Here is a 13,891-nt window from a genome sequence, read left to right on the forward strand (position 1 = left end):
TCCTGGAGCTTCCGTTGCTGAGAGCGTCTATCAAGCACGGAAGCCGAGCAACTCCTGGAGCTTCCGTTGCTGAGAGCGCCAATCAAGCACGGAAGCCGAGCAAATCCTGGAGCTTCCGTAATCGAGAGCGTCTATCAAGCACGGAAGCCGAGCAAATCCTGGAGCTTCCGTAATCGAGAGCGTCTATCAAGCACGGAAGATGAGTAAATCTTGGAGCTTCCATCGAGACACGTTCACGACGACATTTCACGCTGCACAAGTACTCATTTGGGTAACGAGACGCACGGAAGTCGAGTAATTCCTGATGCTTCCCGCTTCAACAGTCACCCCTCAACAATCAGCCAGCCGCTAACAATACGATCAGTTCAACTTATATTTTTAGACAAAATAAAAAGCCCTTCTGTAACCAGGAGGGCTTTTCACTAATTCGATTGAATTATTTTACAACGTTAGTTGCTTGTGGTCCACGGTTGCCTTCTTCGATATCGAAAGTAACTTGTTGACCTTCATCTAGAGTTTTGAAACCTTCGCCTTGAATTGCTGAGAAGTGTACGAATACATCGTCTCCACCTTCAACTTCGATAAAACCGAAGCCTTTGTCTGCGTTAAACCATTTTACTGAACCTGTGTTCATAGAAATTCCTCCGTTGTGCATTTTTGCACGAGTATTACTTTGGTTGTTCTTATAATAATTCAAGACGATGTTCTACCTCGTAAGATGAAACCTGGATCTTGTATTGCTAGCCGAACAATTAAGTTAACCTTAGTATAGCACGGCTCATTTAAAAAAGATACCATTTTCTGTATTGATTTGGAAAAAACTTTTTAAATTCGATGGAAAAGCCTCTTAAACTAGGCTATACAGCTGATTAATTTTTATTTTTTTTCTCAATCATTTCACTCATTTGCTTCCAAATGGAGCCTTGTGCAGCTTCTCCACCTTGGATTCGGCCGAGTGCCATTTTCGCTTGCATGCGGACTTCGAATTCTGGGTCTTCCAATGCTTTCTCTAAAGCTGGAATGGCTGATTCATCGCCGTATTCATATAAAAACATCGCACCTCGCCAACGGACAATGCGGCTTTTATCTTCTAATGTTTCAATCATGACAGGGATTGCTTCTGTAAATCCGATATCGGACATGCAATCGCCAGCTGTGCGTCGGACGGTAACTGTTTTATCTTTTAAGGCTTTTTCCAAATAAGGAAGGACTTCTTTTTCTTCGATCATTCCTAAATAGGCAGTTGCCAAGCGACGGATGGACATTTTCGCATCGTCCAACGCTTTACCCAAAACAGGCAGGTCTTCGACGGTCGGATCAGGCATGCGCTCAAGTTTCCGGTAACGTTCTTTCCAGTCATCGACTTCTAAATCTTCTATTGTAATCGGCTCTGAAAAAACGGAGCGACCAGCAGTTTCATTCGCTTTTGCCATTTCAACAAGTCGATTCAAACGCTCTTCATCGTAGGAAGCTTCGATTTCATCGACAATATCTTGCCCGATTTCACCTGGGTTTCCATAACGTGGATCTTGTTCGACCCATTTACGTTCAGCTAAGTAATCCGCATTTTCAGACGCTTCCATCGCGGCATGCATAAATCGCTGATCAAGCCCGAAGCGAGTCTCACCTTCGTCATCTTCCAACTTAACTTGTACGGGAATATTCCTGAACACTTGAAAGAAAACCTTCACTTCGCCGAAAGCTTCTTCTTCTGGTTGGTCCGATTGTCCAGCATCATGAACTTCATTGCTTTCTTCTTCACCAAACACTTCTTTTACTTGAGGTAGGATTTCTTCCCAAGGAACTTTAGGATTTCTTTCTAGCGCAATAAAATCAATGACGCGATAAAGGTCTTTCACGCCTTCGATTTCAAATAGTTGTTTTGCATATGTAGGTGCATCGGTTAAGTCATCACCTAATTTATAGTTTTCCGTTTGACCATCCGGTAATGTTTCCGTCACATTAATTTTCATTGAATATGGACTTGGTGTCGGTTCAATGGATTTAATTTTCATAACAATCACCTCTCCTTCCATCTTAGCAAAAATCAATGCTGAAAAGCGAGCGTCCGTGATAATGAGAATAAACTTCGCATTCTGGACGTATGTATTTGATTACGATAAAAGATTACTTTAAAAAGAATTGTGGTAAATAGTTAATAAGTAACGCACTTAGCAAATATATTTAAGAGCGGCTATTCAATTTCAATATACATACGTTCATCGGAACCGGAGAGGATATCAATGGGAAACATACCAGCTTATTTTTTACTAATTATTTATGTCGTTTATTTATTCGTAAGCCCTGTAACAATTATATTTTGGCCAATTTTCTTCCTCATTGGTTTGATTTATGCCGTATTTACGTTACATTATTGGAAAAAGCATCAAGAAGCGTTTAATATATATGTTTCATTAGGATTGCTTGTTGCAAGTGTCGCATTGTTTGGTTTTACGTTTGTGGATTATTTAATGAATATGTTTTTTTCATCAATCATCTTTTAGGGTGAGTCGTGTTGTTTAAACAATTCCTTCAAAAAAATCTTATTTGGATTGTTTTGGCCATTGTCTTAATCGGCGGGGCCTTTTTCTTGTTTGCTGAAATAGCAGATGATGTTTTTGAAAAAGAGAAATTTCAAATCGACCAGATGGCTTCTCAATTTGTTTCATCTATACAGTCGGACACGTTGGATTCGATTTTTGGATTCATTACCGAATTAGGGGCGGTCTGGCTGATTGCCACGGGTTCCATTATCGTTGGAATTATATTGTTGTTTTATCCCAGTAATCGATTGTGGCGTGTTCTTTATTTTACTGTTACGATGATAGGGATTTCCGTTCTCACATCGAGTTTGAAAGAACTTTTTGAAAGAGACCGACCGAATCTCATCCAAGAATATGATGGCACGGGATACAGCTTTCCAAGTGGCCATTCGACGGGTCCTATGGTGTTTTATGGATTTATTATTTATTTGATTATTCGAAGTCGGTTTCCGGTGGTTACCAAATGGATTGTCGGGATTGTTCTGAGCGTCCTCATCTTTTTGATTGGGTTCAGTCGTATTTATTTAGGCGTACATTATGCGAGTGATGTCATTGGTGGATTTTTACTCGGATTCGCCTGGCTAGCAACGAATATTACCATTTTGGAAATAACCATTCGAAAAAATACATGACTGCGAGCTAAAAACTTGGAATTTTAACTCAGTTTAATACAATAAAAAGACATTCACCTCAAGGGGGAAGAGGAGGGGTTTTACATGTTAACTCCAGATCAATTACGTTCAATCGATCGTTTGAAAATGCTTTCTGAGGAAGCAGATCAAGTTGAACTCAAATTGGATTGGTACTTTTTGGTTGACCGCAAATCGGATGATGAAGATTTCTTCTATTATGAAGGTGGTCAATTGTTAGGGTACGCTGCACTTTATTATATCGGAGGAGCCTACGAATTAAGTGGAATGGTTCATCCGGAGCATCGGCAAAAAGGAATCTTCACGAAACTTTTAAATGAAGCTACTGAGGTTGTTCGTAAGAATGGTGTTGATACGATTTATATTAGTGCACCTGAAAACGCAAAAGACGCAGAAAAAACATTGGATGAAATTGGCGCTAAATATGCTTATTCAGAGTATGAAATGCGTTGGAAAGCGACCGAGTTACCGAAGCAGCAGCTAGATGTTCAACTGCGTATGGCAGAACGAAAAGATTTCGACCGCATTGTGGAGCTCGATCAGCAAGCATTCAATTTAACGCGTGAGGAAGCTGAGGGCATGACGCGGATGTATAAAGAAGAACTGGCACACCGTCTTTATATGATTGAATATGAAGGAGAAGCCGTTGGAAAGATTCGTTTGAAATCAGAAGGACTCGAGAGTTATATCTTTGGTTTTGCGATTGATGAAAGGTACCAAAAAATGGGCATTGGAAAAAGCGCTTTGATTGAAGTTGTTCGGCAGGAAAAAGAGGATGGCCATTCCATTTTCGTTGAAGTCAATACGAAAAACGTCTCGATTGAAAACTTGTATCAACCTGTCGGCTTTGAAATTTATCGAACGCAGCATTTTTACGAATACAACGTTTAATAGCGTTTGATGATGGATTGCCAGCAATAGCCCAGAAGAATTCCTAGAACAGAATAAATCAACAAGAAGCGGCCGATTTCTAAAAATACGGCTGCTTTTATTTGCATAAAGACAAGTAAGAGACAGAGTAGCGAAAGACCCGTCAATGGGGCAAAGACGAATAGATAAAGTTCCACCCATATTCGGTTTTGAAGTTGAAGAAACCGGAGGATCCCGGTGAAAATCAATACGATGAAAAACGCAATTGCATAGTGAAGAAATGTCATGATCAGCACCTGCCCGTCTTACTATCATTTTACGCTGGGGACGGTGCAGTATGATAAGAGAGATTAAATCCTTTACGAGGTGTATGCTATTGAATAAGCAAAAGTTCCAACGTGCAGTCATTCTTGTTCTATACTTTATTCTATTTTCCATTCCGTACTATTTGGACATTTATTATCAAACGTTTTATTATGTATTTATATCGACTCTATTTTTATTGACGATGATTTTTGAATTCGAAGCGAAGGAAGTAACCGAAGAAAGATTTTATCGAAGGTGGAAAAAAGCGAGAAAAAGAGGCTTTGCCTTTTTTGTGGTTAAAGAATGGTTGAAAACAATCGGGTCAATTTTCTTTTTCCTTGTTTTTGGAAAAATGATCGAAAGTGGCATACCTCTTTTACAAGCGTTACGTGAATATGCTGAATTTTGGTGGCTTATTTTGTTCCTCTGAACGACTTTGACAATGGTCGTCGCATTTGTCGGATGGCATGAGAAAAATGAAAAATACATACGAATGGATATGAAAAGAATCAATAACCGAAAGGAGCTATTCGAATGAAGAAAAAAGGGTCGCTTGCTGTCATTGTTATTTTGGTAGTCATTATTCTCGTAACTATTTTGACTTATTTTATGTTCAACTATTATAAAGACCAAGGAAAATTTGAAGAGCAATCGTTGGCGATCGAAGCAGTCGAAATGAATATCGACCAGACTTTTCATACTTCGTTTTGAATACGGAGTTGTTTGGGAATATACTAAAGAGACACGAGTTTAAGGAGGCATTTACATGGAAATTCAAGAAGGTGCAAATCAATTATTTGTAGGCGATGAATCAAATCCCGATGCACAGATCGTCTTTGAAAAAGTGGATGAAAATACACTGGAAGTCACTCATACAGAGGTATCTGAATCCATGCAAGGAAAAGGTACTGGTGGGAAGTTAGTCGACGCAATGGTGGAGTACGCGCGTAAGCACGATAAGAAACTGGTGGCATCTTGTTCATATGCCGATCATAAGTTGGCAAAAAACGATGATTATCAAGACGTTTATAAAGGATAAGCAAAAACGAGAGATCTACGGTTTTCCTAAGAGACGTTACGAGAAAAGAACATATCGTTGCGTATTACAAATTATATGAACTTAGAAGATTAATTCGCACTGCCTTTGGCGGTGCTTTTTTATGAGTAATGATTCAATTTAACAACTTAGGCATGAACTGCATCGAATTGCATGAATCTTAATTTTGTTTATCCCTCTTTAAAGAAAACGTATCTACTATTGCACTTACAAGCAAAAAAACAATATATAAAAGTGTAACCAAATTAAACCACGGAAAATTAAAAGGGGTAAACCATACATTAAAGAGCTCCGATTCCTCCAGCCAATCTGCAGCTTTACCTGCTACGTTATCCGAATCGTTTAAGTTTGGCTCAAAGATCGTTCCTTCAACAATAAAAAACACGATCATAAAAACAACAAATATACTCAGAGAAGAAATCCACCATTTTAGTCGCTTGAAACGTCCCTTTTTTTGTTTGTCCGTCATTTGTTCACTTCCCTCTATCCATTTTATGAGGATCTTATGGCCTGATGAATGAAGGCAAATAACTCTTACTATATTATACCAGTGTATACGGGAAAATTTTAAAAATACTGAATTTATTTAAATGGTTACCGTGGTAAGTCTATTCGTGCAATCTAGACCTATAACAAAAAAGGACTGAAACCACTATGGTTCCGAGTCCTTTAATCCAGGTAATAACCTTTTAATTATTACCGAATCTGAAAGCGTTCCACGAAGTCTGCGACAATTAAAGCCGTCAGTCCCCAGATAACGTAGTTTTTGTAGTAATAAAAGTTTTCTCGATAATGAACTTTCTGCCACTTATAATTCTTTCCGTTCGGTATATCTTTTGTGGGAAACTTTTCATCTGGTTCCATATGCATATGAATATAATGATCGATGGCTGGGTTATTCTTGAAGAAAGTAAAAGGTACTGAGAACACTTCTTCAACCTCATCTGGGTTGAGTGTTAGATTTAAATCCGATGGCAAAAAGCCAATAAAAACATGTAATTTAACGCCAAATGGGGTCGTGACCATGCCAAGTTTCCGTACAAATGACACCTCGTCCGGATGGATCCCGATTTCCTCATGCATTTCTCTTAATGCAGCTTCTTGAGGTGTTTCTCCTGAATCTATTTTGCCTCCGGGGAAGCATACTTCGCCAGGTTGTCTACTCATTCGCTGTGATCGAACTTCGAATAAAATGTGTAAATCCTCTGCCTTTTCAATCACTGGTAAGATAACAGCATGCTCTCTCGTATTTGGCATTCCTAGAATGTCTGGTTGGTGGGACTCAAGTCGTTTTAGTAATTCTTCTTTCTTCATCTCGCTTCACTCCGGTTTTGTGTTACTCTAATTATAACAATGAATAGAAGAATATTCAGTTAAGTGGCTAATTATATATTTGATGGGAGTTGATGAATTGATAATCCGCGCATGGATTTTCTCATTAGCTATTTTGTTTTTTGTGACCATGGTTGTTTTTGAGCACCGGAAAGGAAAGGGTAAAGATCGGTTTATGCTGTCCGGATACTATGCAATGGCAATCGCCTCAGTCGCTTGTTTGATTCTTGTGTTGAGATGAGTTAGGAAAAGTGCTTTCACTGTTAATTTGCGTTCAGTGTTTATGCGCGGGTCTTCAGTGTTAATGTGAGCTTCTTCAGTGTTAATTTGCTTTTCTTCAGTGTTAATGTGCGCTTCTTCAGTGTTAATTTGCTTTTCTTCAGTGTTAATCCGCGCATCTTCAGTGTTAAAGGCTGATCTTCAGTGTTAATGCGAGCACCTTCAGTGTTAAAGTGCTTTTCTTCAGCGTTAATGCACGCTTCTTCAGTGTTAATCTAAAAACCTTCAATTTTAAAATGTTTTAGCAAGAAAAAAGCACCAACCGAAGTCAGTGCTTAGAAATCGCTCCCTGGGGATCTCCATATTGTACTTATGAAGCAGGGCTTTTTGTTAGAAAGTGTTTCATCCATCGATCTAAGTAACCTCTGAAAACAAGTCTCTTTCGCTTAGGCTTAGAAGCAACGTAAGTTTGACTGCCATATTTCCTCTTTAGCTCATTCAACCGCTCGATTTTTTCCGCATGATTATTGATCATTATTTTGACCTCCGTTTAATTGATTAACTTTATCTTAAAGAATTTCTCAAGTTCGTTTAACAGAACAGCGATTGATTTTTAAATACATCTGTAGATGGAAGTCATCTCAGTCTTCTTCAACTTTGCCCATTATGTAAAAAATAGTTTACTATATGTAAAAAATACTATACTATAGTTAGAGAAGGGTGGTGACGAATTTGTTTGAAAGTGGTCAATTAACAAATCGTTTAGCCGTATATCGTGCCCAAAAAGGATATTCGCAGCAAGATGTCGCAAAGAAAGTTGGGGTCAGTCGACAAACGATTATTTCGATTGAAAAAAATCGTTATAACCCATCATTGAAACTAGCATTTGAGCTGGCAAGGTTATTTGATGTTGGAGTGGAAGATATCTTTTTATATCAATAGGAGGGAAGAGGATGGGATTTTTTGCATTGTTTTACGTTATTGTTTTCTTTTGGTCAGTCTATTATTCATTGAAATTCCAATGGAGCTCGGAAGGTAAGGATGAACGAGGACAAACAATTTTAAACCGATCGTATAGCATCGCTTTTCCGCTTATGCCGCTTGGTTGGTTAGTCATCGAGTTGATCAATGACCATGGATACTCAATGACTTATGAAGGATACAGGGATGCTATATGGTTTTTACTAACAGGTTTATTCATCTTGCATGCCGTTACTATCTTGATCAGTCGAAGAACCGTTTAATTGTTAAAGGAGCATGATCATGAAAGTCATCTTAGTTCACGGGTTTTATAGAGATAAAAAAGATTTTTTCTCAATGAAAAAGGATTTGGAGAGTTGGGGCTATGACTGTCTCGTACCAACGCTACCATTGACTTATCAGGAGTTTGACCTTAGTACAGTCGTATTAAAAGAATTTATTCAAAAACATACTCATCCTAATGAAAAAATTCATTTGGTCGGTCACAGTACGGGTGGATTGGTAATTCGTCATTTGTTGATGGATGAAGACATCGTTCGGCAGGTTGGTAGAGCCGTGCTGATTGCGACACCGAACCGAGGTAGCTATCTTGCAACTTTAGCAGGCAGGATGAAGTGGTATGTTTCGAGGTTCAGAACATTAAAATCATTGGATCGAGCGTATATTGATCAGTTAAATATTGAGGCGCCGAATGGGGTAGAAATCGGTGCGATGGCAGGTACAAAGTCAAAAGGATTACTGGGTAGGCTCATTCGTGAAGAAAATGACGGTAAAGTCGAGTTGTCATCCGTTCCGATGGATGAATTCAAGGATTTCATTATACTACCTTATCACCATCTAGAAATACACCACAAAAAACGAACAGCAAATTTCGTCAAGCAATTTTTGGAAAACGGTCATTTTAAAGGGGGGAATTTAGATGATTTGGGTTAAAGCACAAGATCAAGATTCATTGCTGCAAGTAAATCAACTACTGATCAAAGGTAAAAAGATTGAAGGAATCATTCAGTGGCACCCTTTACAAAAGTGGAGTGAAATTGTCGGCAAGTATGACTCTGAGGAACGTGCTCAAGCAGTGCTGGACGATATTTTCCGAGTGGTGGAAGAGAGCAATGGTCATTTTGTAACGTATACGATGCCTGAACAATGAGGAAGAAGCATCCAACTCGACACGTTTGGATGCTCTGTTTCTATTATTTAAAATCTGCTTCTAATAGAGTCTTCAGTTTCTTTTTGACTTCCTTCCCCCAACCCTTTACGGCATCAACAGTTGTATATTCAAGTTCGGCAATATCTTTATACGCTCTGCCCTCGATGATTTTGCGGCGAACAAAAACCCACTGTTTATCGGTCAGTGCATTTTGGATTCGCTCCCAGAAAAATGGATCAAATGAGTCGATGGATTCATCCGTATAAGCCGATTCACTGACAAGATCAGTCGCCGTTTCTTTGTCTGCTCGACGGTTTTTCTTGCGAATCAAATCAATCAACCGGCTACGGATGGTTATGTAAGCCATTTTCCCAAAAGAATCTCGATCGCCATATCGTTGATAAGCATCCCATAGGGCAATCATGCCTTCTTGAAAAAATTCCCCTTGTGGATCTTGAATATGGTATTTATGGATTAAGTGATGAATCATTTTTTTATATTCCATAAATACATGTTCGAATTCTACGTCTCTTTCTCGATTTCCCCCTTGCTGCAACACTTGAAATTTCTCCTCCTCAAAAGGAGACCGGTCTCTGCCCCATTTTACCGCTAGCGATTATAATTTACTCGAATATCCAACATTCGTAAAATCTCTGTTTTATTGTAAATCAAAAATTATTGGTTCAATAGAACATGTTCTATGAGTGATTTATCAAAATTTGTAGATAAAAACTCGGAAATTCAGTCGACTTTCAAGTTTCTATAAATCTGTGCACTCATGAATAGAATCGTAACGAACTTGAAAAAGGTGGGACATTTGAATAAAAAAACCGTATCACTTGTTTTCAAGTGATACGGGGTAAGAAATTTTTACGCATATGGATATTCATAATTCAATGGTTCATTAAATACAACATAGTCCAAGTAAATCATCAGTAGTAAGTACCAGCGACCGCTTCGGGGATCTTCAAGGACAATGTGGTCACGACCGGCTTCACGGATAATTCCCCGAAAAACTTCGGCATTCCATTCTGTGTTGTTTTCGAATGTCATATAAACGGTTGCCGGTTTGCCTCGATTTAAACGCAGAATGTTTTCAATATAGGATTGTTCTCTTGGAGCGACAGCACCTGGCATACTGCCTTGAGGTGAATACGTCATTGTCATAGGTGAGCCGCCACTTGGAGGCATTCCGCCGGCTTGGAAGTTTGCCGGGTTTTGATTCATGGAACCGGATGGCTGACCATATTGCATAGATACTCCGCCTTGCTGCTGGTTTGGCTGTGGCGGTGGAGGAGATCCCCATCCTCCTTGACCCATACTATGATTTCCGTATTGAGGAGGCTGATATAGCCCCTGTTGTTGATTTCCTTGATTATACCACGTGCCTGGTTGTTTCTGATCATGCGGCATCCATTTTTTTTCTCCTTGTTGTGGTTGGTAATGTTCATAGGCGGGTTGTTTGTATCCAGGTGTTTTCTTCTTGCTTTCCATACCACGCTGGTCTTGTTCGTTCACCTTTTGTTCAGGCGCTTGCTGATCTTGTTTTGATTCATCCAACAATCATCGACCTCCTAAGAAGTATTGATTCGAACGAGCTTTCCAAAATAAGTCTCTGTGTACATGGTGAATGCTAAGTAAGCATCACCCCATTCCTTTAGGCGTACCACTGTATCCATATATATGTAGATAATGCGGAAACATTCTTTTAAAAAGGAATTTTTGAGAAGAAGCGTGGTGTGGAGGTCAATAGAACTTACTGCGATTGGCAAGTTAATTATTTGAGGAAATAAAAAAGCGTGTGAAATCTATAAAGATCTCACACGCATACATTCATTATACGGAAAAAATCCCGTCTAAGTCGTCTCGTTCTTTACGATGACCGATGTAAAACGAACCGAATTCAGCAAAACGAGCACTGACTTCATCAAAACGCATTTCATAAATTAATTTTTTGAACTGAAGGATATCATGCGCATAAAGCGTGACACCCCACTCCCAATCGTCAAAGCCCATGCTGCCGGTGATCATTTGACGTACTTTACCGGCATATTTTCTGCCAGTCATGCCGTGATCATACATCAAGCGGCCACGTTCTTCAAACTCCATTGAATACCAGTTGTCGTCGACTTCCCGGCGTTTATCCATTGGATAGAAACAGACGTGGTTCCATTTCGGTAATATCGGATGCAAACGTGCTTGAATTTCAGGGCTTTTTTCCATATCCTCTGCCTTTGACATATACGTTGATAACTCAACAACAGATACATAGGAATAAGCAGGTTCTAAGTACTCGGCAATTTTTGTTTTATTGAATGCCATTTCTAATTCAGTTAATTCTTCCATCGTCGGACGAAGGTTCATGAAAAGCAAATCAGCTTTTTGACCAACAATGGTATAAAAACCGAAGCTTCCGTTCTTTTCTTTTTCGACATCTTCCCAATCACCCATCAATTGATTAAGCTCTTGAATCGCTTGTTTGCGCTCATCTTCAGAGGCTTTTTTCCAAGCGGACCAATTGACGGAACGAAAGTCATGTAAACAATACCAACCATCTAATGTTTCAACTGCTTCAGCTGCTGGCATGGTTTGTCACTCCTTTTCTATAACTTTATTTCACACAATTTCACTATAACATAGTTGCTCGTCAGGTTAGAGTAAGAGCAACGAACGTTTTGTTACGATTGAACAGGGGTGATTTGGTTGAGCCGTTCATTGGCTATTAATTTGCTCGTTTCTTTTTTTCATCATGTTCAATCGTTTTTCAAACCACTCTGTTTCTTGTTCATTCAATACTTTTTTGGTGAGTTGAACACCACTGTCCGTAAGTTTTTGGTTTATTTTGTTCACCAAGTCTTCAACCGACATCGGTTTGTTGAGGACTTCTTCTAGTGTTACCATCACTTCCGGATTGACTTCAGGATAGGTGAATTTCGTTTCTTCATCATTTTTACCAATTTGATAAAACTGTCGGACAAGTTCTGCACGTTTGGAGCCGCTTCCTTCAATAGCTAAATAAACTTGAACGGCTGTCCCATCTTTAACACGGCGTTGGGAAACACCTGCAAACTTTTTTCCATTCACACTTAAATCATAGGTTCCAGGACAATAAGAGTCCTCAATCTCATAGGCCTCAATTTCAATTGGCTCATCTTCAAAAATCCATTGAACAAACGAAACCATCGCTTGATAGCCTTCATGTATATCAATGTTTTTTCCATGTGGGAAGATCAGTGAAATGTTCAAAATTCCTTCATCTAAAACAACAGCAAGCCCACCGGAATTACGAATGATGACATCATGCTGCTGATTCGTTAAATAGTCGACTGCTTCATCGATATGAGGCAATCGACTATCCGGAATGCCTAATACGGCTGTCGGTCGGTGGACCCAGAATCGAATGGTTGATTCATTTCTTTCACCAGCAGACATGCAGAGTGTGTCATCCATCGCGAATGAAGAAAGAACATCAGATTTGTCCGGATTAGTGTCTTCAATTAAATTTAGCTGATTCAGTTTTAGTAATTCATGTTTCATTGGTCAACGTCCTTTTCTCTATAACTGCCCCAATTATAACAAATATCGAACTTGTTTATTTCCTAAGCAAATATATAATAAAAGTACACTAGATCGAAAGGAGATTATGTATTGATTATCAAGCCCCATATTCCCACAATTTATTCCCTCATGCTAGAAAACCTCTTGAGAAGATTACCCCAGAACCATCCGAATTATTCAAAAGTTGCCGAACGACTTAGCAGAGAGAAGGCCGGTTATCACGGTGAACAGCGCCTTGATTATTCTCTCAGCAAACTAGACTTCAAGCATTTTACCCTTCATGACGTTCGACTTCCATACCATCACACCTTTTTTCAAATCGACACCTTAATCGTAACACCAAGGTTTTTACTCGCAATTGAAGTCAAAGCCTATCGTGGGCAAGTACTATTCCGAAATGATTTTTCACAAACAATTCAACACCCAAGCCCACATACCACTGAAAAAGTATATGACGACCCGATCGTTCAAGTGGAAGAACAAAAATTCCAGTTCGCCACTTGGTTAGAGCATCAACAAATTCCACCTCTACCTATTGAAACCCTTGTTGTCATGACCCATCCACATGTGATCCTCCAAGCCTCCGATCGAACAGATTACTTTCGTGATCGCGTCATTCCACTCAGCAAACTATCCAGTAAACTCCGAGAAATCAATCAAAAATACAAGCAAGAGTATATGAATCTTCGAGAATCTAAACACCTTGCCCAAAGAATCGCAAAAGCCCATACACCTTATACACCGAACATCCTCAAGCGATGGAAACTAGAATTTGAAGAAATTCTACCAGGCGTTTGCTGCCCACAATGCACACACCTAGGCATGGAACGCAAAAATCGACGCTGGGAATGCATTAAATGTGGACACCGCTCCATAGATGCACATATTTCGGCGTTGAAAGATTACTATTTACTTGGAAACAAGACAATCACGAATCGAGAGTTTAGAGAGTTTGTTCGGTTGGAGTCTGAGAGCAGTGCGAGATATATGTTGCGGAAATCATTAAGAGGCACTGGTAAAACGAGTGCAAGCAAATATTTACTGGAATTTGATTATAGCAAGGATTTTATAAAACAAAAGAAGCAGTAATTATTAAAAATTTGTATTGAACTTTAAATCTAGCAGTTCAACTGTTGAAATGGGTGTTCTGACTGCTGAAGTTAGCGCTGTGACTGCTGAAGTTAGCGCTGTGACTGCTGAAGTTAGCGCTGTGACTGCTGAAGTT

At 39.3% G+C, this 13,891-nt stretch carries 21 protein-coding genes; 11 read left to right on the plus strand and 10 right to left on the minus strand.

The genetic code is table 11. The features are described 5' to 3' along the window. Positions 1-436 precede the first annotated feature (436 nt). Together FPQ10_RS06770 and FPQ10_RS06775 are read right to left on the minus strand one after the other, a co-directional pair. A complete protein-coding gene (locus tag FPQ10_RS06770) occupies positions 437-634 on the minus strand; it encodes a cold-shock protein (protein ID WP_144162257.1) in 198 nt (65 codons plus the stop codon). Positions 635-869: 235 nt separating this feature from the next. Beyond that, positions 870-2,015, minus strand: a complete 1,146-nt coding sequence (locus FPQ10_RS06775) for a conserved virulence factor C family protein (protein WP_144162260.1) — start codon at positions 2,013-2,015, stop codon at positions 870-872. A gap of 228 nt (positions 2,016-2,243) precedes the next feature. Between FPQ10_RS06775 and FPQ10_RS06780 the strand changes: the two genes are divergently transcribed. The 3 genes from FPQ10_RS06780 (at position 2,244) to FPQ10_RS06790 (ending at position 4,084) form a co-directional block, all read left to right on the plus strand. Further along, positions 2,244-2,504, plus strand: a complete 261-nt coding sequence (locus tag FPQ10_RS06780; RefSeq protein WP_144162263.1) for a hypothetical protein — start codon at positions 2,244-2,246, stop codon at positions 2,502-2,504. An 11-nt stretch (positions 2,505-2,515) separates the two neighbouring features. Beyond that, a complete protein-coding gene (locus tag FPQ10_RS06785; protein ID WP_144162266.1) occupies positions 2,516-3,175 on the plus strand; it encodes a phosphatase PAP2 family protein in 660 nt (219 codons plus the stop codon). 84 nt (positions 3,176-3,259) lie between these two features. Further along, complete coding sequence (locus FPQ10_RS06790) at positions 3,260-4,084, plus strand: GNAT family N-acetyltransferase (protein ID WP_144162269.1); 825 nt, start codon at positions 3,260-3,262, stop codon at positions 4,082-4,084. On the opposite strand, the gene FPQ10_RS06795 is transcribed toward FPQ10_RS06790, so the two are convergent. Next, a complete protein-coding gene (locus FPQ10_RS06795; protein ID WP_144162272.1) occupies positions 4,081-4,350 on the minus strand; it encodes a hypothetical protein in 270 nt (89 codons plus the stop codon). The genes FPQ10_RS06790 and FPQ10_RS06795 overlap by 4 nt on opposite strands. Before the next feature lie 89 nt (positions 4,351-4,439). On the opposite strand from FPQ10_RS06795, the gene FPQ10_RS06800 reads away from it, so the two are divergent. From FPQ10_RS06800 to FPQ10_RS06805, 3 genes are all read left to right on the plus strand, one after another. Beyond that, the gene (locus FPQ10_RS06800; protein ID WP_144162275.1) at positions 4,440-4,799 is read left to right on the plus strand and encodes a hypothetical protein; all 360 of its coding nucleotides are present in this window, start codon (positions 4,440-4,442) and stop codon (positions 4,797-4,799) included. Positions 4,800-4,903: 104 nt separating this feature from the next. Then, entirely contained in the window at positions 4,904-5,080 is a 177-nt protein-coding gene (locus tag FPQ10_RS13035) for a hypothetical protein (RefSeq protein WP_186278588.1), read from the plus strand. A gap of 55 nt (positions 5,081-5,135) precedes the next feature. Next, complete coding sequence (locus FPQ10_RS06805; RefSeq protein ID WP_255439764.1) at positions 5,136-5,408, plus strand: GNAT family N-acetyltransferase; 273 nt, start codon at positions 5,136-5,138, stop codon at positions 5,406-5,408. Positions 5,409-5,586: 178 nt separating this feature from the next. Here the strand turns inward: FPQ10_RS06805 and FPQ10_RS06810 are convergent, their stop codons facing one another. The 3 genes from FPQ10_RS06810 to FPQ10_RS13040 all read right to left on the minus strand — a co-directional run bounded on the left by FPQ10_RS06810 (position 5,587) and on the right by FPQ10_RS13040 (position 7,512). Continuing rightward, positions 5,587-5,895, minus strand: a complete 309-nt coding sequence (locus FPQ10_RS06810; RefSeq protein ID WP_144162280.1) for a YfzA family protein — start codon at positions 5,893-5,895, stop codon at positions 5,587-5,589. 227 nt (positions 5,896-6,122) lie between these two features. After that, positions 6,123-6,740: an NUDIX hydrolase gene (locus FPQ10_RS06815; protein ID WP_144162283.1), complete on the minus strand. Its 618-nt coding sequence runs from the start codon at positions 6,738-6,740 to the stop codon at positions 6,123-6,125. 607 nt (positions 6,741-7,347) lie between these two features. Then, complete coding sequence (locus FPQ10_RS13040; RefSeq protein ID WP_186278589.1) at positions 7,348-7,512, minus strand: hypothetical protein; 165 nt, start codon at positions 7,510-7,512, stop codon at positions 7,348-7,350. Between the two features lie 197 nt (positions 7,513-7,709). Between FPQ10_RS13040 and FPQ10_RS06820 the strand changes: the two genes are divergently transcribed. From FPQ10_RS06820 to FPQ10_RS06835, 4 genes are read left to right on the plus strand one after another with little or no spacing between them, the layout of a single operon-like run. Next, positions 7,710-7,919: a helix-turn-helix transcriptional regulator gene (locus FPQ10_RS06820; RefSeq protein ID WP_144089631.1), complete on the plus strand. Its 210-nt coding sequence runs from the start codon at positions 7,710-7,712 to the stop codon at positions 7,917-7,919. A gap of 11 nt (positions 7,920-7,930) precedes the next feature. After that, positions 7,931-8,221 carry a hypothetical protein gene (locus tag FPQ10_RS06825; RefSeq protein WP_144162286.1) on the plus strand — a complete coding sequence of 97 codons (291 nt, stop codon included), beginning with the start codon at positions 7,931-7,933 and terminating at the stop codon, positions 8,219-8,221. 19 nt (positions 8,222-8,240) lie between these two features. Beyond that, complete coding sequence (locus tag FPQ10_RS06830) at positions 8,241-8,891, plus strand: alpha/beta fold hydrolase (RefSeq protein ID WP_186278590.1); 651 nt, start codon at positions 8,241-8,243, stop codon at positions 8,889-8,891. Beyond that, a complete protein-coding gene (locus FPQ10_RS06835) occupies positions 8,878-9,108 on the plus strand; it encodes a hypothetical protein (protein ID WP_144162292.1) in 231 nt (76 codons plus the stop codon). The genes FPQ10_RS06830 and FPQ10_RS06835 overlap by 14 nt, the downstream gene beginning before the upstream one ends. Before the next feature lie 43 nt (positions 9,109-9,151). Here the strand turns inward: FPQ10_RS06835 and FPQ10_RS06840 are convergent, their stop codons facing one another. From FPQ10_RS06840 to FPQ10_RS06855, 4 genes are all read right to left on the minus strand, one after another. Continuing rightward, on the minus strand, positions 9,152-9,667 hold the full coding sequence (locus FPQ10_RS06840) for a sigma-70 family RNA polymerase sigma factor (protein ID WP_144162295.1): 516 nt from the start codon (positions 9,665-9,667) through the stop codon (positions 9,152-9,154). 311 nt (positions 9,668-9,978) lie between these two features. Then, a complete protein-coding gene (gene gerQ, locus FPQ10_RS06845; RefSeq protein ID WP_216687281.1) occupies positions 9,979-10,521 on the minus strand; it encodes a spore coat protein GerQ in 543 nt (180 codons plus the stop codon). A gap of 423 nt (positions 10,522-10,944) precedes the next feature. Next, on the minus strand, positions 10,945-11,694 hold the full coding sequence (hemQ, locus tag FPQ10_RS06850) for a hydrogen peroxide-dependent heme synthase (RefSeq protein WP_144162298.1): 750 nt from the start codon (positions 11,692-11,694) through the stop codon (positions 10,945-10,947). 126 nt (positions 11,695-11,820) lie between these two features. Then, positions 11,821-12,645, minus strand: a complete 825-nt coding sequence (locus FPQ10_RS06855; protein ID WP_144162301.1) for a lipoate--protein ligase family protein — start codon at positions 12,643-12,645, stop codon at positions 11,821-11,823. Between the two features lie 111 nt (positions 12,646-12,756). Between FPQ10_RS06855 and FPQ10_RS06860 the strand changes: the two genes are divergently transcribed. Next, positions 12,757-13,755 (plus strand): nuclease-related domain-containing protein, encoded by a 999-nt coding sequence (locus FPQ10_RS06860; protein ID WP_144162304.1) that lies wholly within the window; start codon positions 12,757-12,759, stop codon positions 13,753-13,755. Positions 13,756-13,891: the final 136 nt, after the last annotated feature.

Origin of the sequence: Allobacillus sp. SKP2-8 (assembly GCF_007559355.1) — a bacterium.
GTDB classification, from domain to species: Bacteria; Bacillota; Bacilli; order Bacillales; family Alkalibacillaceae; genus Allobacillus; species Allobacillus halotolerans.

Bases quoted from the DNA above. Each gene is read 5' to 3' on its own strand.
- FPQ10_RS06775 (WP_144162260.1), bottom strand. From the start codon at position 2,015: ATGAAAATTAAATCCATTGAACCGACACCAAGTCCATATTCAATGAAA.
- FPQ10_RS06835 (WP_144162292.1), top strand. From the start codon at position 8,878: ATGATTTGGGTTAAAGCACAAGATCAAGATTCATTGCTGCAAGTAAAT.
- FPQ10_RS06855 (WP_144162301.1), bottom strand. From the start codon at position 12,645: ATGAAACATGAATTACTAAAACTGAATCAGCTAAATTTAATTGAAGAC.
- gerQ (WP_216687281.1), bottom strand. From the start codon at position 10,521: ATGCCGCATGATCAGAAACAACCAGGCACGTGGTATAATCAAGGAAAT.
- FPQ10_RS06790 (WP_144162269.1), top strand. From the start codon at position 3,260: ATGTTAACTCCAGATCAATTACGTTCAATCGATCGTTTGAAAATGCTT.
- FPQ10_RS06795 (WP_144162272.1), bottom strand. From the start codon at position 4,350: ATGACATTTCTTCACTATGCAATTGCGTTTTTCATCGTATTGATTTTC.
- FPQ10_RS06815 (WP_144162283.1), bottom strand. From the start codon at position 6,740: ATGAAGAAAGAAGAATTACTAAAACGACTTGAGTCCCACCAACCAGAC.
- hemQ (WP_144162298.1), bottom strand. From the start codon at position 11,694: ATGCCAGCAGCTGAAGCAGTTGAAACATTAGATGGTTGGTATTGTTTA.
- FPQ10_RS06810 (WP_144162280.1), bottom strand. From the start codon at position 5,895: ATGACGGACAAACAAAAAAAGGGACGTTTCAAGCGACTAAAATGGTGG.
- FPQ10_RS13035 (WP_186278588.1), top strand. From the start codon at position 4,904: ATGAAGAAAAAAGGGTCGCTTGCTGTCATTGTTATTTTGGTAGTCATT.
- FPQ10_RS06770 (WP_144162257.1), bottom strand. From the start codon at position 634: ATGAACACAGGTTCAGTAAAATGGTTTAACGCAGACAAAGGCTTCGGT.
- FPQ10_RS06825 (WP_144162286.1), top strand. From the start codon at position 7,931: ATGGGATTTTTTGCATTGTTTTACGTTATTGTTTTCTTTTGGTCAGTC.
- FPQ10_RS13040 (WP_186278589.1), bottom strand. From the start codon at position 7,512: ATGATCAATAATCATGCGGAAAAAATCGAGCGGTTGAATGAGCTAAAG.
- FPQ10_RS06830 (WP_186278590.1), top strand. From the start codon at position 8,241: ATGAAAGTCATCTTAGTTCACGGGTTTTATAGAGATAAAAAAGATTTT.
- FPQ10_RS06805 (WP_255439764.1), top strand. From the start codon at position 5,136: ATGGAAATTCAAGAAGGTGCAAATCAATTATTTGTAGGCGATGAATCA.
- FPQ10_RS06780 (WP_144162263.1), top strand. From the start codon at position 2,244: ATGGGAAACATACCAGCTTATTTTTTACTAATTATTTATGTCGTTTAT.